General features: G+C 63.8%; 24 protein-coding genes. 18 read left to right on the top strand and 6 right to left on the bottom strand.

From position 1 onward, the window contains the following. Positions 1-761 precede the first annotated feature (761 nt). From HNE04_RS19820 to HNE04_RS19795, 6 genes are read right to left on the bottom strand one after another with little or no spacing between them, the layout of a single operon-like run. Positions 762-1,682: an NAD(P)H-dependent flavin oxidoreductase gene (locus HNE04_RS19820; protein WP_235965202.1), complete on the bottom strand. Its 921-nt coding sequence runs from the start codon at positions 1,680-1,682 to the stop codon at positions 762-764. Between the two features lie 14 nt (positions 1,683-1,696). Then, positions 1,697-2,677, bottom strand: coding sequence for an NAD(P)H-dependent flavin oxidoreductase (locus tag HNE04_RS19815; protein WP_207717646.1), 981 nt, complete (start codon positions 2,675-2,677; stop codon positions 1,697-1,699). A gap of 16 nt (positions 2,678-2,693) precedes the next feature. Then, entirely contained in the window at positions 2,694-3,800 is a 1,107-nt protein-coding gene (locus HNE04_RS19810) for a CaiB/BaiF CoA transferase family protein (protein ID WP_172223002.1), read from the bottom strand. Further along, positions 3,797-5,923 carry an acetate--CoA ligase family protein gene (locus tag HNE04_RS19805; RefSeq protein WP_172223000.1) on the bottom strand — a complete coding sequence of 709 codons (2,127 nt, stop codon included), beginning with the start codon at positions 5,921-5,923 and terminating at the stop codon, positions 3,797-3,799. Before HNE04_RS19805 ends, HNE04_RS19810 begins: the two co-directional genes overlap by 4 nt. Before the next feature lie 2 nt (positions 5,924-5,925). Beyond that, on the bottom strand, positions 5,926-7,074 hold the full coding sequence (locus HNE04_RS19800; protein ID WP_172222998.1) for an acyl-CoA dehydrogenase family protein: 1,149 nt from the start codon (positions 7,072-7,074) through the stop codon (positions 5,926-5,928). 40 nt (positions 7,075-7,114) lie between these two features. Next, positions 7,115-7,924, bottom strand: a complete 810-nt coding sequence (locus tag HNE04_RS19795) for an IclR family transcriptional regulator (RefSeq protein ID WP_172222996.1) — start codon at positions 7,922-7,924, stop codon at positions 7,115-7,117. A 189-nt stretch (positions 7,925-8,113) separates the two neighbouring features. Here HNE04_RS19795 and HNE04_RS19790 point away from each other — a divergent pair, with 189 nt between their 5' ends. The 18 genes from HNE04_RS19790 (at position 8,114) to HNE04_RS19705 (ending at position 24,215) form a co-directional block, all read left to right on the top strand. Then, positions 8,114-9,094: a Bug family tripartite tricarboxylate transporter substrate binding protein gene (locus HNE04_RS19790; RefSeq protein ID WP_172222994.1), complete on the top strand. Its 981-nt coding sequence runs from the start codon at positions 8,114-8,116 to the stop codon at positions 9,092-9,094. A gap of 136 nt (positions 9,095-9,230) precedes the next feature. Then, positions 9,231-9,662, top strand: a complete 432-nt coding sequence (locus tag HNE04_RS19785; protein ID WP_235965200.1) for an OB-fold domain-containing protein — start codon at positions 9,231-9,233, stop codon at positions 9,660-9,662. Continuing rightward, entirely contained in the window at positions 9,659-10,813 is a 1,155-nt protein-coding gene (locus HNE04_RS19780) for a thiolase family protein (protein ID WP_172222992.1), read from the top strand. The genes HNE04_RS19785 and HNE04_RS19780 overlap by 4 nt, the downstream gene beginning before the upstream one ends. Positions 10,814-10,846: 33 nt before the next feature. Then, on the top strand, positions 10,847-11,656 hold the full coding sequence (locus HNE04_RS19775; protein WP_172222990.1) for an enoyl-CoA hydratase/isomerase family protein: 810 nt from the start codon (positions 10,847-10,849) through the stop codon (positions 11,654-11,656). A gap of 31 nt (positions 11,657-11,687) precedes the next feature. Further along, on the top strand, positions 11,688-12,503 hold the full coding sequence (locus HNE04_RS19770) for an SDR family NAD(P)-dependent oxidoreductase (protein WP_172222988.1): 816 nt from the start codon (positions 11,688-11,690) through the stop codon (positions 12,501-12,503). A gap of 24 nt (positions 12,504-12,527) precedes the next feature. Then, on the top strand, positions 12,528-13,499 hold the full coding sequence (locus HNE04_RS19765; protein WP_172222986.1) for a Bug family tripartite tricarboxylate transporter substrate binding protein: 972 nt from the start codon (positions 12,528-12,530) through the stop codon (positions 13,497-13,499). Then, positions 13,496-14,329, top strand: a complete 834-nt coding sequence (locus tag HNE04_RS19760; RefSeq protein WP_172222983.1) for an SDR family NAD(P)-dependent oxidoreductase — start codon at positions 13,496-13,498, stop codon at positions 14,327-14,329. The genes HNE04_RS19765 and HNE04_RS19760 overlap by 4 nt, the downstream gene beginning before the upstream one ends. Then, the gene (locus tag HNE04_RS19755; protein WP_172222980.1) at positions 14,326-14,823 is read left to right on the top strand and encodes a nuclear transport factor 2 family protein; all 498 of its coding nucleotides are present in this window, start codon (positions 14,326-14,328) and stop codon (positions 14,821-14,823) included. The genes HNE04_RS19760 and HNE04_RS19755 overlap by 4 nt, the downstream gene beginning before the upstream one ends. Positions 14,824-14,835: 12 nt before the next feature. Beyond that, positions 14,836-15,627: an SDR family NAD(P)-dependent oxidoreductase gene (locus HNE04_RS19750; RefSeq protein ID WP_172222977.1), complete on the top strand. Its 792-nt coding sequence runs from the start codon at positions 14,836-14,838 to the stop codon at positions 15,625-15,627. Positions 15,628-15,672: 45 nt separating this feature from the next. Next, positions 15,673-15,972: a putative quinol monooxygenase gene (locus HNE04_RS19745; protein WP_172222974.1), complete on the top strand. Its 300-nt coding sequence runs from the start codon at positions 15,673-15,675 to the stop codon at positions 15,970-15,972. 599 nt (positions 15,973-16,571) lie between these two features. After that, entirely contained in the window at positions 16,572-18,044 is a 1,473-nt protein-coding gene (locus HNE04_RS19740; protein ID WP_172222971.1) for a tyrosine-type recombinase/integrase, read from the top strand. A gap of 252 nt (positions 18,045-18,296) precedes the next feature. After that, on the top strand, positions 18,297-18,506 hold the full coding sequence (locus HNE04_RS19735) for a helix-turn-helix domain-containing protein (RefSeq protein ID WP_172222968.1): 210 nt from the start codon (positions 18,297-18,299) through the stop codon (positions 18,504-18,506). 56 nt (positions 18,507-18,562) lie between these two features. After that, positions 18,563-18,757, top strand: a complete 195-nt coding sequence (locus HNE04_RS19730; RefSeq protein ID WP_172222965.1) for a hypothetical protein — start codon at positions 18,563-18,565, stop codon at positions 18,755-18,757. A gap of 101 nt (positions 18,758-18,858) precedes the next feature. Then, the gene (locus tag HNE04_RS19725; RefSeq protein ID WP_172222963.1) at positions 18,859-19,155 is read left to right on the top strand and encodes a hypothetical protein; all 297 of its coding nucleotides are present in this window, start codon (positions 18,859-18,861) and stop codon (positions 19,153-19,155) included. A 56-nt stretch (positions 19,156-19,211) separates the two neighbouring features. After that, the gene (locus tag HNE04_RS19720) at positions 19,212-20,528 is read left to right on the top strand and encodes a hypothetical protein (RefSeq protein ID WP_172222960.1); all 1,317 of its coding nucleotides are present in this window, start codon (positions 19,212-19,214) and stop codon (positions 20,526-20,528) included. Between the two features lie 9 nt (positions 20,529-20,537). Then, positions 20,538-21,071, top strand: a complete 534-nt coding sequence (locus HNE04_RS28575) for an HNH endonuclease (RefSeq protein WP_172222958.1) — start codon at positions 20,538-20,540, stop codon at positions 21,069-21,071. Positions 21,072-21,133: 62 nt separating this feature from the next. Further along, positions 21,134-21,727: a hypothetical protein gene (locus HNE04_RS19710; RefSeq protein ID WP_172222955.1), complete on the top strand. Its 594-nt coding sequence runs from the start codon at positions 21,134-21,136 to the stop codon at positions 21,725-21,727. 103 nt (positions 21,728-21,830) lie between these two features. Continuing rightward, entirely contained in the window at positions 21,831-24,215 is a 2,385-nt protein-coding gene (locus HNE04_RS19705) for a hypothetical protein (RefSeq protein ID WP_172222952.1), read from the top strand. Positions 24,216-24,292: the final 77 nt, after the last annotated feature.

Genomic DNA, 24,292 nt, shown 5'->3' with positions numbered 1-24,292 from the left:
ACTCCTGTGCGCAGCACGGACTATCGTCGTGCGCAACGCAATGCACATGTCCCTATCGGAGTAGGTGGCGCCCTTCCTGTCGCAGTCTTTCAGTTCGACCCCGTTTGATGAGGATCGCGTCCGTCCGCGCGCGACGCCGACTTCCTGCAGCTGCTCAATGCGTTCAGGTCCAGCGCGGAATAGCCCGGGCCGATGATCTGGCCACGCAATTGCAGTTTTCATCCGCCCTGCGGATTGGAGTGTTGTCGCGTTGACAGTCCGGGGTACACGTTAGGGTATGTACACCGCGGCAGCCGACATGCTTGCGAACGAGCGGAGTCGCCAACCGCTCGACTTCCATCGCGATCCTATTGCGGGTGGCAAATGGCTAAGTAGGAAGGGCGCGATGGAAAGTCCCCAGCAAAGAAAAAGGACTCAGGCCATTTCTGACCTAAGTCCTTGATTCATATGGTGCAGCTGGCAGGATTCGAACCCACGACCCCTTGGTTCGTAGCCTGCGAAAGTTGAACAGGGGTCTATGAAATCAACGACTTAGGGCGTCCTCCCATCGTTGAAATGTCGCGCGGTGTCCATAGGCGCTGAGAAGAGTCGCGCAAAAGTCGCGCAAATCGGCCCAGCCTCGCCGGGCGAACCCCCTGGACGGACCGCGAAGGTCATTATCCTCCCTGCGATAGGCTGCGCTGCCGCGCGCTGGCCTGCATGCGATGGCCTTAGATGACTAGTAGGGAGTGCAGAAGTTTTCGCGAAGAGCGCCAGAGGGCTTAGGCCGAACCGTTGAATTCATGGCGCAGGGTTCGTACCAGTTCAGCGACAGCCGGGACCGATGTGACCCCTGATACGGAATGCCCCGCGCTCCAAAGGTCGGCCCATCGCTGGATCACTGCACTTTCAGAGCCTCCGCCAAACCTGTTTCGGGCTTCCTGCACGGACACAGTTTCATCAAGCGCGGCGGGATCCAATCCAACTTGAACGATGGACGGCTTCAGAAAGTTGGCCGGCAGGCCCGTGAAGGCGCGCGTGGCCATGACATCGTCCAGCGAACTTCGCTCGAGCATCTGTTTGTAGGGAACCGACCCCAGGCTTTCCCGGGTCGCGATGAAGCGGGTCCCCATGGAGCCCAGATCGCAGCCCAGCACCGAGGCAGCTTTGAGCGCAAACCCGTCCGACAGTCCACCCGCCAGTACGATGGGACCGTCGAACAGGGCGCGCACCGCACGGACGAACGCGAACGGGTTGGCCCAGCCCGTATGGCCGCCCGCGCCTGCCGTGAGCAGCACCAGCCCGTCGGCCCCCGCCTCAAGCGCGCGTTCCGCGTGATGTACCGATGCCACGTCGGCGAACACCAGGCAACCACCATCGTGCAGGGTCGGTATCACCGAGGCAGGCGAACCCACGCTGGTGATGACCAACTCAGTTCGATGCCGAACGATCAATTCGACCTCCGCCTTCAGCCGTGCCGGGTCCCGCCGCATGATGAGGTTCGGGCAGTAAGGTGCGCTGCGGCGGTCGCCAGCGGTTTCCCGGTTCAGCCGCTGGAGCCAAGCCTCGAACTCTTCAAGTGACGCGCAGTTCGCCGTAGGGAAAGCGCCAATGACGCCCGCCGCGCAAGCCGCCGATACGAGTTCAATGCCAGAGACGCGCAGCATCGGCGCCGCGATCACGGGCACCACGAGGCGGTCCATGAAAGGTAGTCGTTTCATTCTTGTTCCCGTGAAGAAAGGCCGGAGATCGACGCCCGCGCCTCCTCGAGCAAATCGGCGACGATGGATTTCAGTGGTTCTATGCGTTTCGCGAACGCGATCGACGGACCGAGCGATAGCATCCCGCGCTGCCAGTCGCCATTGGCGTAACAATAGTCGCGCGCCGCCCGGCCGCTGATCAGTTCGCCGAACGCCGCATGGTCGGTCGCACCCGCGCGTTCGATCTCATCGATCTGGCGGGCCGTATCGTTGCGCAGCACGCGCCAGGTGTTGCCCAGTGATTGCAGCAGGCGCACGGTCGAGTGCTCATCGCAGTTCAGCAGGTGCTCCTTGTAGCGGCGGTGCGCGCCGATCTCTTCGCACACCAGGAAGCGGCTACCGATCAGCACGCCGTCGAGCCCTTGTGCGAGCACCGCCGCGAGTTGCCGTCCTCGGCCAATCCCGCCGCCGAGCACGACGGGTACGCGAAACCGATCGACAGCCAGTGCTCCCATCAGCATGGTGGGCAACTCGTTGGTTCCTGGGTGGCCGCCCTCTTCCATCCCCACCAGGGCGATGGCATCGGCACCTGCGCGCTCGGCCGACAACGCATGGCGGATGCTCGAGGCCTTGTGGACCACGATGGCACCGGCCTTGTGGAGTGTGCCGATCAGTTCGACTGGGGCATGCCCGGCTGTCTCGAAGAACCGAACGCCATGGGCCAACGCCATGTCCAGCCAGCATTGCACAGCTGCGTTGGCCTCGGGACGGCTCGACAGCGTCAGGTTGACGCCGAACGGCCTGCCCCCAGTCAACTCGGAGCAGAGCACCAATTCGTCACCGAAAGCTTTGTCGCTGTGAAAGGTGCGGGGCGTGATGAAGCCCATGCAGCCCGCATTGACCAGCGCGGCCACATAGCGTGCGTCCGACAGCCACATAAGCCCCCCGCCCAGGATCGGATGCTCGATTCCCAGCAGCCGGGTGATCCGCGTGCGCAACGGTGGAGCCACGGATTCAAACCAGGGCGCTGCCGAGCGCGGGTGCTACGCCCAAGCCGCCCGCCACCACGCCGGTCATCGGAACGGGATAGCGCACCGCGGGCATCACCGTTCCTTGCTCGAACTTGCCGCGCAGCGCGAACTGGGGCAACGCCGCGAGCTGAGCCGGCTCCACCACCGGTGCGACGGGCACGTCGTTCCGGCGCAGCAGCTCGAAGGCATCGTCCGCATCCATGCCTTCGAGCACTTCGGCGATGCGGCGGTTGATGGCCTCGGCGACCGGCTTGCGCGCCTTGTGCGAACCATGGGCCTCACCGTCGAATGGCGCCAAATCGAGCGCGGCGCAAAGGCGCCTCCAGAAATGATCTTCCAGTGCCGCGACCGACAGATAGCGCCCGTCGCGACAGCGGAACGCACCGTAGCCCGCCTTGACCAGCGTGGTCTCGCGCTGCGCCTCCAGCGTGCTCGCCCCGGCTTCGCGATAGGCACCGAGACGCGGGTTCATCCAGTGGAGTGCGCAGTCGGCGAGGGAGACATCCAGGTGCTGGCCACGGCCCGTGCCCTGGCGTTGAAACAGTGCGGCCAGGGTAGACGACAGCGCATACATGGCACCACACAGATCCGCCACCGGCAGCCCGAAGCTTTGCGCCGGTCCGCCGCCGGGTGCACCGGACACGGCCAGCACACCAGCCGCCGCCAGGTAGTTGATGTCGTGTCCCGGCAGATCGGCCCACGGGCCGGTTTGTCCATAGCCGCTGAGCGACACGTACACCAGCCGGGGGCATGTTTCGCGCAGCGAAGCGGCATCCAGGCCCAGGCGCGCCATCACGCCGGGCCGGTAGGACTCGACCAGAACGTCGGCCGTCGCAAGAAGGTCGCGCACCTTCTCGCGCTGGGCCTCGTCCTTCAGATCGACCAGCAGGCTGTGCTTGCCGCGGTTCACGGCCTCGAACGCGCCCATCCCCAGGCTGCGCGCATTGTCCCCAAGAGGCGGCCGCTCGATCTTGATGACGCGAGCGCCCAGTTCGGCCAGGCTTTGCGTGAAGAACGGACCAGGCAGCAGTTCGCTGAAGTCGATAACGGTGATGCCATCCAGCGGCGGGCGCGCGGATGGCGCCGTCATGCCGTCACCTCTTGCACAGTGCGTTCGATGATGACGGCATCCAGCGGCAGTGCGCCTTCGCCGACGGCACCCACCCACACCGGGTTCAGGTCCATTTCCTCGATCCTGTCCGCGTTCCGGACCACGAATGCCGAGATGCGCAGCAGCAGCGCTTCGAGCGCTTCGACATCCGAAGGCGGGCGACCTCGCGCACCGGCGAGCAGCGGAAAACAGCGCATTTCGCGGATCATTTCGGCGGCATCGTCCGCGCCCAGTGGCAGCAGCCGGCGCGTCACGTCGCGCAGGATTTCCACATAGATGCCTCCGAGGCCGAACGTCATGACATGTCCGAACACCGGGTCGCGGGTGACGCCGACCATCAACTCCAGGCCGCCTCCCGGCGCCATTTTCTCGATGAGCAGCCCATCGATAGCGGCGTCGGGCCGGTGCTGCGCAACCGAGGCCATGATGTCCCGCCACGCCTCGCGAACCTGTCCTGCATCTTGCAGGCCCACCTGCACGCCGCCGATGTCGGACTTGTGCACGATCTGCTCGCTCGCGATCTTGGCGACGACGGGGTAGCCCATGCCGTCGGCCAACGAAGTCGCTTCCTCCGGCGTCCTGGCCAACGCGTTCGGCAGCAGCCGCACGCCCGCGGCAAGAAGCTGCTGCTTGGCCTGCGCCTCGGACAGGGAGCGCGTGGAAAGCGCCACAGGCAGCGCCGCGGTCGGCGTCGCGGTGTCCGCCAAGCGGTGCGCGCGCTTCCAGCGCCCGTACTCCACCCAGCGCCGGATCGCCTTGACCCCCTTGCCGACCGAGCGCGGCGGCGCAAAGCCATGCTCGACCAGCATGCGATAGCCCTCGCCCATGCGGTCGCTCATCCAGATCGGCACGATAGGCGTCGCACACCCCTTCTGCGCCGCGATGATGGTGCGAGCCATCTGGATGGTGGTGTCGCCGTAGTCCAGCGCGATGGGCACGATCACACAGCCGAGGTTGGGGTCGCTGGCCACCGCGCCGAGGGTCTTCTCGATCAGGGCCGCGTCGCTGAGCACCGCCGCGGTGGTGTCAACCGGGTTGTCGATGGCGGCGTAGTCCGGCAGGCGGTTGCGCAGCAGCTCGCGGGTGTGCGGGGCGAACTGCGCCAGCGTCAGGCCTGAGGAGCCCACGGCGTCCGCCGTCAGGGCGGCCGTTCCGCCGGAAGAGGTATAGATGGCGATGCCCTCGCTGGCGTCGGGTTGGGCACGCGCGAACAGCCAGGCCGTGTCCGCCAACTCGTCGATGTCGTCGACCTCGATCACGCCGAACTGCCGGAACACCGCACTGTTGACCTCTGCCGAACCGGTCAAGGACGCGGTGTGCGACTGCGCCGCCCGCTGTCCATACTCCGACTTGCCCACTTTCAGCGCGATGACGGGCTTCCCGTTGACCGCTGCGCGCTGGACTGCCGCGACGAATTTGGCGCCGTCCTTGATGCCTTCGAGCAAAGTGACGATCACCTTGATGTCGGGGGCATCGGCCATGTAGTGGATGAAGTCGGCCACCTGCAGGTCGACCTCATTGCCGGTCGAAGCCCACAGGCCAATGCCGATGCCGCGGTCCATTGCCTGCATCACGTTGCGGCCCAGGCCGCCGCCTTGGGTGGCCAGGCCGATGGGGCCTTTGACCAGGTCGTGCGGGAACGAGGGGGAGAAGGTCAGGCCCAGACGCTGGTTGACGTTGGTCAGCCCCGGGCAGTTCGGGCCGTACACGCGCATCCCGCCGGCGTCGGCAATTTCCTTCAGGCGCACCTGGGCGCGCTCGCCTTCCTCCCCGGCCTCGCCGAAACCGGACGTCAGGACGATGGCGAAGAGCACACCGCGGGCAGCGCATTCCTCAGCCACCGCCAGCACACCGGCCGCCGGCACGACGATCACCGCGAGATCTGGCGTGGCGGGCAATGCGGCAACGCTGGGCCAGCAGCGTTGCCCGCGGATTTCGGCTTTGCTGGGATTGACGAGGTAGACGTCGCCGTCGAAATCGGAGTGGTCCAGCAGATTGGTCAGGGTTCGCTCGCCGATGCTGTGCATGCGGTCCGAAGCGCCAACCAGCGCGATGGAGCGCGGACGGATAAGCCTGGATAGATCGGTCAACTTTGTCTCCATGGTCAGACCATGGCCGAGATACCCAGGATCTCGCGGCCGGCAATTAATGTCTGCACTTCCGTCGTGCCCTCGGGAATCGTGCCGCCGCGCGTGTCGCGGAAGATGCGCTCGATCGGGTAGTCCGTCGCATAGCCCAAGCCGCCGTGCACCTGCAGCGCCATGCTGGCCACCTCGTGCGCGGCCTCCGTGGCGTAGAGCTTGGCGATCGAGCAGGCCGTGCGCGCATCCTTGTTCGCGTCGAGCGCCGCCGCGGCGCGCAGGCCGAGGGCGCGGGCCGCCTCGACCCGTATCGTCATGTCGACGATGAGCTTCTGCACCAGTTGGAAGCTGCCGATGGGTTTGCCGAACTGCGTCCTTGTGCGGGCGTAGTCGATGGACAGATCGAGCGCCGATTGGGCCGCGCCCACCGCGCCCATGGCGATGTTCACGCGCGCGCTGTCCAGTCCGATCAGCATCTTCTTCAGCGCATTGCCTTCCTCACCGAGCAGGTTCTCGCGCGGAACCTTCACGTTGTCGAAGCCGAGTTCGGCAGTGCCGGTACTGCGCAGGACCATAGTGTCGACACTGCGCATCTCATACGGCGACACCTCGCGCTCGACCAGGAACGTGGAGAGTTGCCCCTGGCAATCCGGGCTGAAGGTGCGCGCAACAACGATACCGAAGTCGGCGAATGCGCCGTTGGTGATCCACAACTTGCGTCCGTTGAGCACGTAGTGATCGCCCTGCAGGTCGGCCCGTGTCTGCACCTGCGCGATGTTCGAACCGCAACCCGGCTCGCTGATGGCATTGAAGACGCGTCGCTCGGAAGCCAGCAAGGGCTTCAGGAAGCGCTCCTTCTGTGCCTCGGTTGCTTCCGCGGCCAGTTTGTTGATGGCGGCGTTGGTGATGTTCACCATGGTCCGCAACGACAACCATGTATAGCCGGCCTCCTCCATGAGCAGGGCCCAGGTCATCTGGTCCATGTCCATGCCGCCCAGCGACTCGGGCAACCGGCCGCCGATGTAGCCGAACTGGGACAGATCCTTGAGGAGCTCGAAGGGAAAGGTCTTTTCCCTGTCGTGCCGGGCGACCACCGGTGCCACTTCACTTTTCATGAAGCGGCGCACGCTGTCACGCAGCAGTTCCTGTTCGGCATCGGGTACGAAATACATGGGATCTGTCTCCTGGAGATGGTGTAAAAAAGCCCCCTGACTACGCGGGGCCGAATTCCTTGGATGCGGCACCACGCCGGGTTGGTGCGGTGCGCGGCGGAAGTGACGTGCTGCGGGGATGGAAGACCAATGCCTGCACCTCCTTCAGCGCCTGCAGACAGGCGTCGCGGTGCTGGCGCATGCGGTCAGTAGGTCCGGCAATGGACAGGGCCAGCGGCTCATCTCCGACGTAGCCGGCCACCGCGAGTGCCGCCAGGCCATCGAAGCCTTCGTTCTCGACCCACATCCAGCCTTGCTGGCGCGCCTTTTCGACCTGCGCTTCCAGGACCGCGAGGTCGGTGATGGTGCCCGCGGCGATCTGCTTCAGGGGCTTGAGCCGCAGCTGGCGCGCAGCCTCCTCGGGCGTGCCGAGAGATAACTCGGCCTTGCCGAGCGCCGACACGTGCAGTGCGATCTTGTTGCCGACGTTCCCCACGTAGCGAAGCGGATGCGTGCCTTCGGCAAAGGCCAGCACCTTCACCACCCCGGCTTCCAGGCGACCGCACATACCGGTCTCGCCGGTCTTGTCGCGCAGCAGTTCGCAGGCCTCCGAAGCGACCGCATAGAGCGGATCGCCCGCCGAGATCTCTTTCGCAATCGTCAGCAGCCGCGCCGTTGGATAGAACCGCCGGCTGCGCGCCGTGCGCATCAGGTAGCCCAGCTCGTGCAGCGTGTGCAGCAGATCGGAGCAACTGCTCTCGGGCAGGTCCATGAGGCGCGCGAGGTCCGAGTTGGACAGTTCGCGGCGCTCACGGGCAAAGACTTCGAGCAAAGACATGGTGCGGGCGGCAGCAGGAACAAGGGTTGGCATATGGCCTCCGGTATTTCGTAGATAAGTACGAATGATAGCGAAGGAAATCTAAATAACTCAGACAAAAACAGAGGGTGGATTGCAATTCAAATTGATAGGCCGGCCATTTTTTCTACTTGCGTTTATACGAGATATTGAAGTATTCTACGAGTAATCGTGAATTACTGGCAACAATAAATGGAGACAAGCATGCGAAGTGGTCTACAGAAACTGGTGGTTCTTCTAGTCGGGTCCCTGGCCCTCGGGACACTCCACGCCGCTGGCGAGGCATGGCCGACCAAGCCCATCACCTTCGTCGTGCCTTTCACCCCAGGCGGCATCACCGACAGCACCTCGCGCTTGCTGGCCAAACTGCTCGGAGCCCAGCTGGGCCAGACGGTGCTCGTGGACAACCGGCCTGGTGCGGGTGGATCGATCGGCGTGGCAACCGCCGCGCGCCAGGCACCGGACGGTTACACGCTGATCTACGGTACCCAGGGCACGCATGGCGCCAATCTCGCGCTCTACAAGAACGTGGGCTACGACCCTGTGAAAGATTTCGTGCCCGTGCACGCACTGTCGGAAACGCCGTTGATGCTGGTGACCCATCCCGCGCGGCCCTACAAGAGCGTTTCCGAACTGATCGCGTTTGCCAAAGCCAATCCCGGCAAAGTGACCTTCGGTTCGGCCGGGTCGGGAACGGGGACGCACTTGACGGCCGAGCTGTTCCAGACCGCAGCAGGCATCAAGATGACGCACATTCCTTACAAGGGAAGCAGTCCTGCTTTGACCGATTTGATGGCTGGGAACATCGATGTGATGTTCGACTACCCGGCGGTGATGCTGCCCTTCATCCAGGCACAAAAGCTCAAGGCATTGGCGGTCACCGCCAAGAAGCGGCTTACCAGTGCCCCGGACGTTCCGGCGCTCAGTGAATCTGGCTTTTCCAACGCCGAATCGACTGCCTGGGGCGCAGTGTTCGTTCCGGCGAAGACACCCCCTGAGATCGTGAAGCGCCTCGGCGATGAAATCGCGAAAGCCATCGTCCATCCCGAGATGATGCAGAGCACCGAGAAATTCGGCAGCGTCCCGCTCACAGGCCTGCGCGACGAGAAGCTCGGTGCCTTCGTGAAGTCGGAGATGACGCGCTGGCGTGAGGTCGTGCTGCAGTCCGGCGCCAAGCTCGACTGAGACCATGACCCCCACGCTTGTCACTGCGTGTACTGCGCTGCCCCCCGAGGGGGCTTCAGTCGCCTTGGGGCGGCCCGGCGGCGACTGAGTTCGCTCCGCCGCTCGACCCACTTCCTTGTCATCCCTTCGATTCCCCATGACCGAACCACAGACTCCCTTGAAGCCGCTGCATCCCACGCTCTACCAGTTGGCAGAGGATGGCCATTCACTCGATTTCTTCTTCGTGCAGTGCCGTGCGTGCAGCGGCTTGAGCTTTCCGGCCAACGTGCCGGGCTGCGCGCATTGCGGTGATCCGCTGGTCGACGCGCAGAAGCTGAGCCGCCCAGGCGGTGGTGAGTTGCTGGAGTACGTCACGCTCCACGTTCCACTGGCACCGGGCATGGCCGCGCCCAGCATCGCAGGGGATGTACGCATTGCAGACGGGATCGTCGAGGAAGGCGTGATCTCGGCCAGTGACGAGACCGTGCTGCGCCCAGGCATGATTGTTCGAGCGGTTGCCGAGGTGCGGGAAGCCCAGGGTGTGTATGCCTGCCGCTTCATGCCAGCCGACCCCAAGGTGACGCCATGAGTGCCAACTGGATTGACGCCACCGGCGGCGTCTACATCGCCGGCATCGGCTTGCACCCGTATCAGTTCCCTAGCGAGACGCCCTACACCCAGTTGGGCCTGACGGCGGTACGCGCAGCACTGGCCGACGCGGGTCTGCGCTGGAACCAGGTCCAGAGCGCCTATGTCGGCACGACCTCGATCGGCATGGCCGCCGGGCGCGTGATGCTGCGCCACCTGGGCTCGACCGGCCTGGGCGTCACGCAGGTAGAGAACGCTTCCGCCTCGGGCTCGTTCGCATTCCGCCAGGCCTGCATGGAGATTGCGGCCGGCACGAGCGACGCGGTCCTTGCCGTGGGCGTGGACAAGCACGGGGACGGGCGCCGCGCCGCGAACAAGGACGGTTTGGAGCGGTTGAGCGACACGGCCACCATCCCTGCCGTCAAGTTCGCAATGATGGCGCGCACCTATTTGCGCGAGCGGGGAGCGAGCGTGGAAGAAATGGCGGGGGTCGCCGTCAAGAACCACGGCAATGCGGCACGCAATCCCTTCGCCCAGTTCCGCAAGCCGCGCACGCTCGCGCAGGTGCTGGCCTCGCCACGCGTGGCGGGAGACCTCACCGTGCAGCAGTGCTGCCCCCGCGGCGAGGGTGCGGCTGCGGTGCTGCTCGTGTCCGGCCGGGCAATCCAGCGGATGGGCCTCGATGCACGGCGCTGTGTGCGCGTGCGCGCCTCGGTGGCCGGCAGCGAGCGCGACGAGAGCCGCTATGGCGACGCCGCCATCGAACTCGTGCGCTCCAGTGCCCGGGCCGCCTTCGAACAGGCGGGCATCGCTCCAACGGAGCTCGACCTGCTCGAACTGCACGACGCATTCTCGGTGGAGGAACTGCTGTACAGCGAGGCCATCGGCGTCTGCGAAGCCGGCGAAGGGGCACGGTTTCTGGCACGCGGCGACTCGCAGATCGGCGGACGCTGCGCCATCAACGCCTCGGGCGGCTTGATCGGTATGGGTCATCCGCTGGGCCCCACGGGCATCGGTCAGTTGGCGGAACTGACGCGCCAACTGCGCGGCGAGGCGGAAGGCCGACAACACCCGCAAGCCCGTTGGGGCATGGCGCACATGATCGGCTTGGGGTCTGTATCGATCGCGCATGTGCTCTCCGCATCCACCTGAGCGCCGACGCGTTTCAACAATAGGAACACCTCCATGACTTCCACCGACATTCAAGACCTGGGCACGCTGCTCTACGAAGTGCGCGACCAGGTCGCCGTGATCACGCTAAATCGCCCTGACCGCATGAACACCCTGGGCGGCACGATGAAGCCCGACCTGGCGCGCGCGTTCTTCGAGCTGGCGAGAGGAGACGAGCGCGTGCGTGCGGTGCTGATCACCGGCAGCGGTGACCGCGCCTTCTGCGCCGGCGCCGACATCAAGGAACGCGCCACCGACGTGGTACGAGGCACCGAGTACTTCGTGCGCCAGAAGGCCACGCACGATCTGTTTCGCAACATCGAAGAATTCGAAAAGCCGGTCGTTGCGGCCATCAATGGCGTCGCCCTGGGGGGTGGCCTGGAGATTGCGCTGTGCTGCGACATCCGCCTGGCCGCGTCCAGCGCGCGCTTCGGCCTGCCCGAGATCAAGCTCGGTGTGATCCCTGCTGCCGGTGGCACCCAACGGTTGCCGCGGCTCATCGGAGAGGCTCGCGCCAAGGAACTGATCCTCACGGCCGACCTCATCGACGCCGAAACCGCACATCGCTACGGCCTCGTGAGCCGCGTGCTGCCGCCCGCCGAACTGATGCCGGCCGCACTGGAGCTGGCCCAGCGCATCGCGCGGCACCCGCCGCTCGCGGTGCGTTTCGCCAAACGTGCGATCAACCGCGGGATGCAAACAGACCTGGATTCAGGCCTCGAGTACGAACGCTACGCCGCCGCCATGATCGTCGACAGCGAGGACCGCGTCGAGGGCATGCGCGCATTCGTCGAGAAGCGCGAGCCCCGCTTCAAGGGACGCTGATCCTCTACCCACACCTCAAGAAGGAAATGACATGCAACTCGGATTGAATGGACAAGTGGCACTCGTCACCGGCGGAGGCCAAGGCGTCGGCCGGCAAATCTGCATCGAGCTCGCGGCCGAAGGGGCCCAGGTCGTCGTCAACGACCTGTTCGCCGAGCGTGCCGAGGCCGTTGCGACCGAGATCACGGCGGCCGGCGGCCGCGCCTGGGCCGCGCCCGCGGACATCACGAAGCAGGACGAGGTCGAGGCCATGGTGGCTCGCGCTGCCAGCCATTTCGGGACACCGGTCACCGTGCTGGTCAACAACGCCGGCATCATCCCCGAGCGCCGCGAAAAAGGCGGCCGCACGCCGCCGTTCATTGATATGCCGGTCGCTGACTGGACCAAGATCGTGGATCTCAATGTCTACGGCACCATGCATTGCTGTCGTGCCGTGTTGCCCGGCATGGTCGAACGCAAGAGCGGCCGCATCGTCAATATCATCTCCGAAGCCGGACGCATCGGCGAAGCCAATATGGCGGTGTATTCGGGCGCGAAGGCAGCCATCGCCGGCTTCGCCAAAGCACTGGCGCGCGAGCACGGACGCCATGCGATCACGGTCAATTCGGTGGCACTGGGCGCGGTATCGCACGAAGGCATCAAGGACGGCCCCCTGAACGTCAACGCTACGGTGGAGAACAACGAACTGCTGGGCAAGATGCTCGGCGCCTACCCGATCTCCAAGGGAGTCGGCCGGCTCTCGCGCCCGACCGATGTGTCTGGATTGGTGGCCTTCCTTGCCTCGGACCGAGCGCTGTTCATCACGGGACAGACGATTGGTGCCTCAGGCGGCTTCACCATGATTTGAATTGACAAACAGGAAGACACACCCATGATCAATCGTCGCATCTTCGCGCTTTCCATTAGCGCGCTGCCGCTATCGCCGCCCTCGTTCGCACAGGGCGTCTATCCACAGCGACCCATAACCTTGGTCGTGCCGTTTTCCGCGGGAAGCGTCGTCGATGCGCAAGCCCGTGTGATCGCGCGCGTGCTCAGCGATCGCCTCGGCCAGCCCATCGTCATCGACAACCGGGTCGGTGTGAGCGGCTCCATTGGGGCGGAATACGTGGCGCGGGCCGCGCCCGACGGGTACACACTGCTGATCGGCACCCAGGGCACGCAAGGCACCAACAGCGCGCTGTACAAGACGATACGCTATGACCCGGTCAAGGATTTCGTTGCCATCCACGGTCTCACGGGCAACGCCAACGTGCTCGTGGCGAACCCCGCACGAAAATTCACCAACGTCGCCGAAGTGGTCGAGTTCGGCAAGAAGCAACCGGGCAAGCTCAACTTTGGATCGGGAGGCAACGGTACCTCGGGCCATCTGTGTCTGGAGTTGCTGCAAACCCGCACGGGAGCGCGCTTCACCCACATTCCGTACAAGGCCAGTTCCGCGGCACTGGTCGATTTGATGGCCGGCAATGTGGATGTGATGTTCGATTTCGTCCAGACGTCTGCACCGCATATCCGCACCGGCAAGATCAATGCCCTTGCGGTCACCAGCGCGAGCCGCATCGCGGTCCTGCCGAACGTACCCACTATGGCCGAAGCGGGCTTCGCCGGTGTGGAAGCGCTCAGCTGGGGTGGCCTGTTCGCGCCGGCCAACACCCCGGCCGCCATCGTGAAGCGGCTCTCGGACGAAATGAATCAGGTCATGATCTCGCCGGTCGTCAAGGCCGCGCTCGATTCGGCCGCCAGCTTCACAATCGGTATGCCGCACGAGGCGTTCCAGGCCTATGTCGCCAGCGAGGCGGGGAAGTGGACTGAAGTGATCCGCAAGTCCGGAGCCAGTCTCGAATGACGGCGCCGCGGGTTGCCGTTGTCACGGGCGCGGGCAGCGGCATCGGAAGGGAACTTGCACTGGCGTGTGCGCGCGAACAGATGGCACTGGTGATTTCCGATATCGAAGCCGGCCCGCTCGCGCATACGCAGGCCTTGGTCGAAGCACTCGGGGCTCCCTGCTTCGTACAAGTCTGCGACGTGTCGAATGCGGCCGACGTCGAGCGGCTCGCGCAAGCAAGTTGGCGCGCATGGGGCGGGGTGGATTGGCTCTTCAACAACGCCGGCGTCGCCGTCCTCGGACCGGCCTGGAGCGCCACCGAGGCGGACTGGCAATGGGTACTTGGCGTGAATGTGATGGGCGTGGCGAACGGCGTCCGCGCTTTCGTCCCTCGCATGCTTGAGCGCGGCACGCCGGCACACGTCGTCAATACGTCTTCGGCCGCGGGGCTTGCGACGCTACCCGGCTCCGCCGTCTACAGCGCTACCAAACACGCCGTGGTGGCGTTCTCCGAGTGTTTGGCGAAGGACCTGGAACAGACTGGCGCCCCCATCGGCGTTTCGGTGCTGTGCCCCTCGCTGCTGCCCACAGGCATCCTTCGGTCGCAGCGCAACCGGCCGGTTTCTCTGGCGGCCTCGGGTCCGACCGCCGCGGCCTACGAAGACCGGGTGCGCGCTGGCATGGCGGCATCCCCTGTCGACGCCAGCGACGTCGCGCGAATGACACTGGAAGCCATTCACGCGCGCCGCTTTTACGTCATTCCACATGCGCAGACCGGCGCTTCGGTCGAGCGCCGCATGCAACAGATCCTCGGCGACTTCCGCGCCATCCATCAAGAAAGTACGCAATGACAGCACCCGACGCCGCGGCATTCGCGGCACTCCAGCAGCAGGTCCACGCCCTGAAGGCTCAGGTCGAACGGTTCGACAGCATCGAAGCCATCCGCTCGCTGCGAGCGCGTTACCACGAGCTGGTCAACGAGGACGCCGGCCCACGGCTGTACGAACTCTTCGCACCGGATGCGGCGATCGTCTACGGAGGCCGCCCCGAGGTTCGGGGACGCGAGAACATCCGGGCTTTTTTTGCCTCTTTCCCCGTTCAGTCGGCGCGGCAGTTCATTCACAACCACGTTGTGGACGTAGAGGGAAATCATGGCACCGGATTCAGCTACCTAGATGGTCGTCCCGTGCGCGACGGCAAGAGCTACTACGTGGTGGGCCGATTCGACGACGAGTACATCCGCATCGACGGCCAGTGGATGTTCCAGCGCGTGGTGCTCAGCGTGCACTACATGATCGAAGCGGCCGAGCGCTGGGACGATCTCATCCCCCTCAAGAAGAACTGAACCGGAGCACCCATGAGCTTGCCTTCGCTATTCGATCTGAGTGCCCAACGGATCCTCGTCACCGGAGCTGCGAGCGGCATCGGGCTGGCGATTTCCGAGGCCATGCTCGAAGCCGGCGCCGAGGTCGTCATGTCCGACTCGGACGCCGAACTGCTCGGAGTCGAGCTGAACCGATTGCAGACCCACTACCCGAAGGTCAAAGGTACGCCCCTGGATGTCAGCGATACCGCTGCGGTGGATGGCTTGGTGGATGCGCTGGCGGCGCAGTCTGGCGGCATCGACTGCGTGTTTGCCAATGCGGGCATGAGCGCCGGCCGCGGTTTCATGGTGGATGCAGGCCGCCTGGAGAACGTCGAAATGGCCGCATGGGACAGAGTCCTTCGGGTGAATCTCGATGGTGTCCTGGCGACTATGCGTGCGGCCAGCCGCCACATGAAGCCGCGCGGGCGGGGCCGGATCGTCGTGACCTCGTCGATCGCCGGCTTGCGCGCCGAAGCGCTTTCCGGCTATGCGTACGTCGCCTCGAAGGCGGCAGTCAACAACCTCGTGCGCCAGGCTGCCGTGGAACTGGCGCCCTTCAACGTGCTGGTCAATGCGATTGCGCCCGGTCCCTTCGCCACCGGCATCAACGGCGGGCGCCTGCGCCTGCCGGAAAGCGCGGAGCGCATGCGCAGCTACATCCCGTTGGGGCGCATCGCGCAACCGCAGGAGATCCAAGGGCTCGCGCTTCTGCTGGCGTCACCGGCGTCGAGCTACATGACGGGTGCCGTCATCCCCATCGACGGGGGCGCCAGCGCCCGCTGACTTCCGACTGCTTTCTTTGCCCAACCACCATACGGAGTACGTACGATGATCATCGTGACAGGCCATGCGATTGCGCGCGAAGGCGCCGGCGAGGCGATGCAGAAGCTTGCCGTTGAACACGTGCTGCGGTCTCGCGCCGAGCCGGGATGCGTTTCGCATGAAGTGAGCCGCGACGTGCAGCAGCCGGAACGATTCGTCTTCGTTGAGCGCTGGCAGGACATGGCCGCGCTGCAAGCCCATTTTCGCGTCGAGGCATCGCAGCAGTTTGCCAAGTCCATGGCCCAGCTTTCCGATGGAAAGCTGGAGATGGCGATCTATCAAGCAGAGGTCATCAGCCTGGGCTGATACAAGACACGAAGAGACACCGACGGGCCTGCCAAGTGGCAGCGACCCACCAGGCGGAGCACCAACGCCGGCTTGGCTGACCGCCCGCGCCAGCTTGGATCTCCACCCTTCGGCTGTCTGGGGCGGCTACTGAAAGAGGCGAACCTTGTACTCAACCGTGCGGAAACGCGCACGGTGCTGCGGGTGGTGGCTGGCCGGTTTTTACCGCCGAGCGAGTTCGGTGGCAGCAACAGCCCATCTGGTGCCACGACCTCCAGCTCTACGCCCGCGTTCGCCACACTGGGTATGGCGGGGCGATCCTTTGCTGGATCATGACGTCTTCCTAGCAAGACTTGTGGACAAGCGGTCCCACAGCGGTCTCACGGAAACACAAAGCACTTGGATCTTGCGATCCAAGTGCTTGATTTTGGTGCGGCTGGCAGGATTCGAACCCACGACCCCTTGGTTCGTAGCCACGGAGTCAGCACCATTCGGGGCATTTCGGGAGATTCCGGCTCACTCTTTTTCCCTCTAGCGACAGGCACTTAGGCTTTGCGGGACATTCCGCTGATTTCCGGCATCGTGTTACCCTGACGTTACCCCAAGCCTTGGAGCCTGCTTTGGAAGACAAGACGCGCACCCCTACTCCCCGCCTAAACTTCACTATCCGCACCATCGAAGCCTTGCCGCCAGCTCCAGCCGATAGCAAGAGCGGACGCGTGGAGTACCTCGACACGGAAGCCCCTGGGCTCTACCTGCGGGTCACCAAGAACGGCGTAAGGACGTTCTCCTTCTTCGGGCGGGCTAAAGGCGCGCGGAAAGCGGAGCGCTTCACCATCGGCCGCTTCCCCATCGTCAAACCGGAACAGGCTCGCCAGGAGGCTTGGAAGCTGGCCGGCGAGCAGGCGAAAGGAACGAGCGTCACCAAGGCGGCCCGCGACCGGCGGGGTGAGATGACCTTGGACACCCTCAAGGAGAAGTACGTCGCTGACATGCAGAAGCGGAAGGCGAGGGGCGTGCAGGCCTTCGAGGAGCTCTACGAGAGGCACATACAGCCCTATTTCGGCAAGCTTCGGCTGTCCGACATCGAAGCGGAGAAGGTCGGAGAGTGGCACCAAAAGCTGCCCAGCATCGTTCTAAAACTGCGTCAGGAGCAGGCCGCAGAACGCGCAGCGCGGGCGGCCCAGCGCCGTCGGGAAATTGAGGCGCGTCACGCCATAAAAGGCAGGAAGCACGGGCCTGTTCCGAAGCCGAGGCTGGAACAGGAGCAGCAGGTGAGCACCTCCACCGTGGTGGTCACCGGAAGAATCGCGGCCAATCGCGCCCTGGAGGCGCTACGGGCCATGTTCAATTGGGGCGCCAAGCCGGTGCGCTCGTACTTCACCGCCACGAACCCTGCCACTGGACACACCAAGTATCCGAAGGTTGAACGTGAACGGTTCCTGCGCCCTGGCGAGGCGAGTTCCTTCTTTCAGGCTCTGGCCGACGAACCGAACGTCACCGCCCGTGACTGCATGATGATGAAGCTCCTCACCGGAGGTAGACGCGGCAACGTGCATGCGATGCGATGGGACCAGGTGGATTTCGGCGAGCAGGTGTGGCACATCCCGACAACGAAGAACGGCACACCTCAGTACGTCCCCCTCGTCCCGGAGGCCATCGCCCTCCTCAAGCAGCGATACGAAACGCGCACCTCTGACGTTTGGGTCTTTCCCGCTGACCGTTCGGACAGCAAGAACGGACACATCGGCAACCTGAAGAAGGCGTGGCACAGAGTCATGGTCCGCAGCGGGTTGAGCAACCTTCGCCAGCATGACCTTCGGCGCACTCTTGGTAGCTGGCAGGCACGACAAGGCGCCACACTGCTGCTGATTGGCAAGAGCCTGAACCACAAGCACCCAGCGTCTACAGCCATTTATGCACGCTTGGACATTGAGCCGGTTCGCGCATCCGTGGAGCAAGCCACGGCGGCAATGTTCGAAGCGGCGGGCCTGAAGGAGCCGGCCAAGGTTATTCCCCTGCCCGTCAACAAGAAAGCTCGCAACACCGCGACAGCCTCATCGAAGGCGCCTGCGAAAGCCGGGAAGAAGTAGGCCGCCCAGGCTGCCGACTCATGCCACGGCGCCTGTGGACAACCTCGGGCCATTTGATTTGCACAGTTTTTGAGCACCAGCGGCTCAAGCGCTAAGTGGCTGTCACCATTGCACAATCCCAGAATTGTGCATATCGCCTATCCACAGGCACATTTCACACAACGGGCGTTATGTCTAATACTGTGCGTCACTTATACGTAGCATTGCACAATTTCGGGAATCTCTCTACACTGCACACATGCTGGGGGCTGGATGACGATTGATGAATTCGATGGGGCGCTGGCAGAACTGGGCTGGAAGGTGAGCGACTTCTGCCGGGCGACCGGCCTTCACAGGAACACACCGAGCCGCTGGCGCAACGAGGAAGGAGTGGAAATCCCTGAGTGGGTGCCCAAGCACTTAGCCCTCTTGCTGGAGATTAAACGGCTGCACGCGCAGTACCTGGAGCCACCGAAGGAATAACGCGAAGCACCCGGCGCGCCCATCCGGAGCGAGACTACCAACCAAGGAGTTGAGAGATGCACACGAGAGCCGACCAACTGCGACACGCCTTGCAAGCCCCCATTGCAGCCCCGCGTTATCGCGTCCTGTACCTCGAAGGGGGCAAGGAGAAGGGCTCCCCGTGGCTGTATCGGCATGACCACGCGAGAACCGCCCTGAAGGTCTTGCAGCGGCGGGTGGGTGAGTCGAACGCAATCATCTACGTGGACTAAGGTCCGTTATCGCCGCTGGGGCGCACACCAGATAAGGCGGGCCGCAAAGGTGGTGGAACACCGATGCAGCCCTAACCAGCCAACCTGTATTGGAGGTCAACATGGCTACCGTGATTCTCGCCGAGAAGAGTTCCGTCCTCGCGAAGCTTGCCGCTCTCGCGTCAGGAGCCCGCCGGGTTCTAAGACATGCCCGCACCAGGGGATACCGCCCCTGCATCCCCGCTCGAATGCTCCAGCACGCGGGTGACAGCGAGGCGTGCGGCACCTTTACCCCCGAAGACGGCGGTCCGACCGCAATCGTCATTGGCGCACGCGCCCCGATGTACTCGCTCCGGCGCCTCGCGGCCCGACACAACTTAGAAGTCGATGCGCTGGCATTGTTTGCCAGGGGAGAGTGAGCATGGGAAGAGCACAACACCTCCAGCCGGCTTCACCTTCAGAAGGTCATCCGAACGTGACCAAGACATCCAGCCGGGCGCGCGACGTATTCACCGGCACCGCCGATGCCCTGGTTGCAGCCGGCCTAATCACCCCAGGCGAACTGAAGCCCCAGAAGGGCCGACCAGACGGATGCACGGCTTTCCTCGCTGGCGGTGAGCCCTGCCCGCCTTCTCGCCGCGCTTGGCGGGAGCCGGGCTACAGGGCCATTCGGCTGCTTGATGATGGGACGTACCGCCTAGAGGTGACCGTCTCCAAGGAAGTGCAGGCCTGGCGGCGCAAGCAGGCAGCGGCAGCCGAGCACGAGGCCGAACAGGACCGCATCAACAAGGAAGTTGCGGAGGAGGGACACAAATACCGGAACTGGGCCCTGCGCCATGACTTCGGCGGCTACGCTGAGACGTGGGAGGGGACCAAGGCGCAATTGCAGGCGCATGGCATCGGTGTGGGCCTCAAGTTTCCCGGCGAGCCAGGCGCGCCCGAAGAACTGCAATGCAAGTGCCCGCTCGGGTTCGCCGTCCGGGTCTTCCGCTCCTCTTGCGACCGCGCCAAGACGGCTGCCGGCATCTACATCGCGCAGAGCTTCTACCTGCCCCGGTGCAAAGAGCCAAAGCAGTACGTCGCCCATGCTCCCGGCGTGATGCGCGAGGTCTCGACAGCTGCTGGGTGGCTCAGCTCGGACCTTTACTATGGAACGGCTAACGCGCTGATTGCGGCGGGGCTCGTGCCAGACTTCGACCTCTTCCCTGGCCAGCCCGGGCGGAACAAGGTGCAAGCGTCCTATCGCAAGGACTGGACCCCAGCAACCACCTCCAATGGGCAGGAATGGGGCGCCACTATTTGCAAACGCGGCAAGGGCGGGCAGTACAGTGTCGAGGTGCCCGTTAGCCAAGAGGAGGAGCAGCGCCGTCGTTCACTTAGGAAATCCCGCGACGACGAGAACCAGCAGAAGGAGCGAGCAATCGCGGACGAACGCCGGAAGCTGCGGCAACTCGCCAACGGGACGGAGATGAGCGTCGAGAAGTTCCGCGAAAATTGCGCATGGGCTACCGAAGTTTGGATAGGTGAACTGCGGCGGGTTTTTGCTAAGGCGGACGGTGTACTACGCTTCGACATCCCCGAAGACTCGGAGCTGTCCGACGAACTTGCTGAAGCGTTCCAGACTATCCGTGAGGCAGTGCAAACTGCCGACGTGACGCACGACAAGAAGCTAGAGGCCGAGGTGCACAAGCGCCTGAAGCTTACCGCTGCCCAAAACGACAAGGGCTTGCAATCCCTGCTGCACAGCACCAAGCACCTGCGTCTGGTGCACTCAGCCCCGGACGGGCAGTAAGGCCAAGCGATGTCGGAAGAGCGCCTGCTTCACCGCCCTATTTACGGCGGCGTATTTGGCGAAGACGGCCGGTATGCGCTGGCGAGCATGCCCTGCGTCTCCCGGGGGCTATATGCCACGCGATACATGGTGGTTCAGCCACAAGCAGGCGTTGTCCTGAGTGTCTCGGAAGACAAGGTGCAGGCCCTCGCGCTCGCCCGCCTGCGTCTGCACGCTGCAAACGACAAGCACCAAGGCGAGCCTATAGCCGCGGAACAGGCCGAGCTTTGGCCCGACCAGCCCCTGCTCACCGCAACGCCTGCGCCAGCACCCTACATCTCCAGGAGACGGCGCGCCATATACGAGCATTCCCACGGACACTGCCACTACTGCGGAACGCCCCTGGACCTAACGGGTAAATGGCACGTAGAGCACCAGCTACCGCGTGCACTCGGCGGCGGAGATGACACGCTGAATCTCGTTGCTGCCTGCGTTCCCTGCAACCTGACAAAGAGCGACAGCACCGCCATTGAGTTCGTCACGCGTGCGGGTCGGGCCAACTAGACTATGCACGCCCACCAGCCCGTGAGCCAAGTACCCGAAACCCGATGGAAGAATGCAGCGCGATGAAGGCCCGGACACTCACCGCCCTATCGGTCTTGAATGACCTACGGCATGCAGCCTATGAGGCCTTGGAGCGCAAGCACAGGTATCCAGCGCTGCTGCTTCTTTACTCGTTTATTGATATCTGCGCCTCACTCGCGTGTGAGCAGCCCACCGTCAACAATGGCACGCGGTTCAAGTCTTACGTGAATCGTTACGGACACACAAGCGGCGCAGTCACCGTAGAAGACTTGTGGGCTGCCCGCTCCACGCTTCTCCATTCCTTCTCACCTCTTGGGAGGAATACGGAATCAGGAGCCGCACGCCCCATTTTCTATTTCGCGTGGCCAGAGACCTCGGAGGCCGTTCGTGCGGTGCTCGATAGCAAGGGATACTCAGACTATCTCCTGCTCGATGTCGGGCACATCAAGACCATCAGCATCTGGTGCTTCAATGCATTCTGGAGGCGAGTGCAGACGGAGCCGGATTTTGAGGAGGTCATGTTGCAGAACTCTGAGCACCTTCTCAAAGACTTGTTCCAGCATGGCCTTGAGATGGAGCTAACCGCTATAGAGACCCTCGTGGCCAAGGCCGGCGAGGGGAACAGAGCAAGCTGACGAGAATTGCAGATTGGCCCCAGATAGGCTTAGCGGCTGAAAAGCGGGACACCTTCACCCGCCTGCTGGGGCTTCCTTTGAAGGGCACCACGAAGGGGTGCAAATGGACAGGTCAGAAAAACGGGCAGAAGCCGAGCGACAGTACGCGTCATTGGTCATCAAGGTTGGCGACCGCGATGCCCTGCCCGTGCGCGCCATCCCCTACGTCACCGGGTGGACCATCTCGCCGGACGTGGTTGCGAAAAACTTCGCTCGCGACGAGGCGGCACCATTTGAAAAGCTGGAGCACACCGACACGTATCACTTAGTTGGCGGCGCGCCGGTTAAGCTGCTGCCCAAAGAGTGGGACAGGTACGTCGCCGCATTGCAGGGGTTGGAAGCCGAACTACGGGAGAAGTTCGCGAATGACGACCGTGGCTATGCGGCCTGGGTGTCGCAATCGGTCGCCAAGCTGCCGGCAGGCGTGTTCGTCTGGCTCGATGAATTCGCTGCGGACTTCGAACGGGACTATGGCCCGGAACGGTTGTCCATCATGGGGGAGCGCGAAGGCGACCGAGAGCTAAATTTCTCGCCCTTCTTGGAAGACCAAACACTGAACATGACGCTCGAAGGGTTCGAGCGCAGGCAGCCTCTGGCGACTCACGTATCGGACGACTCACACGCGGGACTGGTTGAGTTTCTCCAGAACGGGAGGCCCATCGACTGGCGTTACTGGGTCGAGAACATGAAGACGCTGAGCCCCGCAGAGGCGGGCCGGCTGATGCAGGGCTTGGACCCCGACCTATACGAAGACCTCAGCTCGCGCCCCCTGCCGAAGTACGACGCCACGAAGCCGTGCAACGAAGCCAAGCGGATGGAGCGACTTGCAGAGACTGAAGGCATCGGCCGCCTCTCGCCAGAGGAGTGGTTTCAGTGGGCTATGGAGAGAGGCTTCACCGTGCACCGGGGTTTCTTTCTGGCCGGGTACGGCAGGTATCTCAAGGAGAACGAAGAAGCAGTTCTTGCAGCCATGCCGCGTGCGGAAGCGCGCCGCTGGGAGGAGGCACATCCCGTATCTGGCGAGCAGCGGCAAGTTTCCGTCACCTTCGCCAAGCATGTGAGCACGGTCTCTCAGACCTTCCCCGACTTCTGCGCAGAGGTCGAGGAGCGGCTTGCACGGTGGCGGAGAGGCCGGTACACCCTCATCGAAGCAGCGCATGTCATCGCGGACCGTCGGGCCGACCTGGACGCCAAGCTGATGTCCGAACAGATGGACGCGGCAATCCACGCGGGCAAGCTCACCTATCGTCTGAACAACATCAGAGTGGAGCCCCGATTCATCCCGCAGCAGCATCTCTGGCATCGAGACCTGTTCCAAGAGGACGTGAACGCCTGGCTGGCAGCCGAGGCCATCGGAAATGAGCTCCGGCTTGAGTACCCGTACCCGGACGAGCCGCCAACTCTGGCCCAGGCCGGTGACTCCCGCTCTCCTGAGTACGAAGCGGAGTACGCCAAAGGGTGGGAAACGTGGGAGGAAATCGACCGCGTTAAGGCCGAACTGAACACATGGGAGAAAGCCCACGCGGGGTCAGTGATGGAGCTGCAGGCGAAGGAGGAAAGGGTCCTCACCTTGAAGGCGCGACTCGCGGAGCTCAATGCCGCAGTGTTGGGCGACCAAACTGGCGGCCGCAAGGTTTACCAGCGCACCATAGTCATGTACCCGCGTCTTGTGCCGCAATCGACTTGGAAGGCAGGCTTGCTGGCTGACACAGACACGGTGACGCTTGAAGAGGCCGCCCGCTTCGCAAGTCGTCAAGCGGCGCAAGAAGTCACTTCCGGAGATTTTCTTCGGGCCGCCGCGCGCGGACAGATTGTGCTGCGCGCGGTGGTCCATCGCACGGCGCAGACACAGCCATGCTCTCCCGAAGATGAACCTCTGAACGGCGGCAAGCCCGTGCCGAAGGATTCCATACCGACCCTGCCGCTTGACGCGTGCAAGGCCCTTGCAAACGTCGGTCGGGCGAACTGGAGGACGTTCGAGTCCCAGACGGACATTGGTGGCCTGCCGCACCGGTACGAGCGCTGGGAACTGGCGCACGGCGAGCCGGACTTCGAGACAACGCTCGCGGATTGCAGAGTGACGGGCTACGACGTTCATGCGCTCGCTGACGCAGTGGCTCAGGTTCGGGCTGCGAGTCCGGAGGCGCAGCCCGCCAGCGAGGGAGCGGCTCCCGCTCCGTCCGTCCTTGAACACAAGGTGAAAAATCGTGCCGACCCGTTGGCCGCCGTCATCGAAAAGGCCAAGGAGTTCGCCGCGAATTCGAACGACTATCAGAGTGTGTGGGCAGCCCTCGTGGAACTGGCACAGTCGTCTGGCCGCCCAGCGCCGCTGCTTGGGTATGCTGAGGAAGAGGGAGTGAAGTACAGAACCGACACCATCGACGGGGTGAAGTTCTTCACCAAGAATGCCCTCCGCAAGCGCATGAATCCGGACGCGCGAGGCCGGTAGGGCGCGGCCCCTCTCCTTGCCCGCTCGTGCCCGCTTGCGCCCGTTCGCGGCGGGTGGCGCCCGTTCCTCTCTGGAAA

This window comes from Caenimonas soli (assembly GCF_013155545.1).
In the GTDB taxonomy this organism is placed as follows: domain Bacteria; phylum Pseudomonadota; class Gammaproteobacteria; order Burkholderiales; family Burkholderiaceae_C; genus Ramlibacter; species Ramlibacter soli.
Note: the sequence above shows the minus strand (reverse complement) of the source record. Positions and strands in the feature narration are given on the sequence as shown.

Coding starts and splice junctions, on each gene's coding strand:
- HNE04_RS19820 (WP_235965202.1), bottom strand. CDS start 1,682: ATGGACCGCCTCGTGGTGCCCGTGATCGCGGCGCCGATGCTGCGCGTC.
- HNE04_RS19810 (WP_172223002.1), bottom strand. CDS start 3,800: ATGACGGCGCCATCCGCGCGCCCGCCGCTGGATGGCATCACCGTTATC.
- HNE04_RS19805 (WP_172223000.1), bottom strand. CDS start 5,923: ATGGAGACAAAGTTGACCGATCTATCCAGGCTTATCCGTCCGCGCTCC.
- HNE04_RS19800 (WP_172222998.1), bottom strand. CDS start 7,074: ATGTATTTCGTACCCGATGCCGAACAGGAACTGCTGCGTGACAGCGTG.
- HNE04_RS19795 (WP_172222996.1), bottom strand. CDS start 7,924: ATGCCAACCCTTGTTCCTGCTGCCGCCCGCACCATGTCTTTGCTCGAA.
- HNE04_RS19790 (WP_172222994.1), top strand. CDS start 8,114: ATGCGAAGTGGTCTACAGAAACTGGTGGTTCTTCTAGTCGGGTCCCTG.
- HNE04_RS19785 (WP_235965200.1), top strand. CDS start 9,231: ATGACCGAACCACAGACTCCCTTGAAGCCGCTGCATCCCACGCTCTAC.
- HNE04_RS19780 (WP_172222992.1), top strand. CDS start 9,659: ATGAGTGCCAACTGGATTGACGCCACCGGCGGCGTCTACATCGCCGGC.
- HNE04_RS19775 (WP_172222990.1), top strand. CDS start 10,847: ATGACTTCCACCGACATTCAAGACCTGGGCACGCTGCTCTACGAAGTG.
- HNE04_RS19770 (WP_172222988.1), top strand. CDS start 11,688: ATGCAACTCGGATTGAATGGACAAGTGGCACTCGTCACCGGCGGAGGC.
- HNE04_RS19765 (WP_172222986.1), top strand. CDS start 12,528: ATGATCAATCGTCGCATCTTCGCGCTTTCCATTAGCGCGCTGCCGCTA.
- HNE04_RS19760 (WP_172222983.1), top strand. CDS start 13,496: ATGACGGCGCCGCGGGTTGCCGTTGTCACGGGCGCGGGCAGCGGCATC.
- HNE04_RS19755 (WP_172222980.1), top strand. CDS start 14,326: ATGACAGCACCCGACGCCGCGGCATTCGCGGCACTCCAGCAGCAGGTC.
- HNE04_RS19750 (WP_172222977.1), top strand. CDS start 14,836: ATGAGCTTGCCTTCGCTATTCGATCTGAGTGCCCAACGGATCCTCGTC.
- HNE04_RS19745 (WP_172222974.1), top strand. CDS start 15,673: ATGATCATCGTGACAGGCCATGCGATTGCGCGCGAAGGCGCCGGCGAG.
- HNE04_RS19735 (WP_172222968.1), top strand. CDS start 18,297: ATGACGATTGATGAATTCGATGGGGCGCTGGCAGAACTGGGCTGGAAG.
- HNE04_RS19730 (WP_172222965.1), top strand. CDS start 18,563: ATGCACACGAGAGCCGACCAACTGCGACACGCCTTGCAAGCCCCCATT.
- HNE04_RS19725 (WP_172222963.1), top strand. CDS start 18,859: ATGGCTACCGTGATTCTCGCCGAGAAGAGTTCCGTCCTCGCGAAGCTT.
- HNE04_RS28575 (WP_172222958.1), top strand. CDS start 20,538: ATGTCGGAAGAGCGCCTGCTTCACCGCCCTATTTACGGCGGCGTATTT.
- HNE04_RS19710 (WP_172222955.1), top strand. CDS start 21,134: ATGAAGGCCCGGACACTCACCGCCCTATCGGTCTTGAATGACCTACGG.
- HNE04_RS19705 (WP_172222952.1), top strand. CDS start 21,831: ATGGACAGGTCAGAAAAACGGGCAGAAGCCGAGCGACAGTACGCGTCA.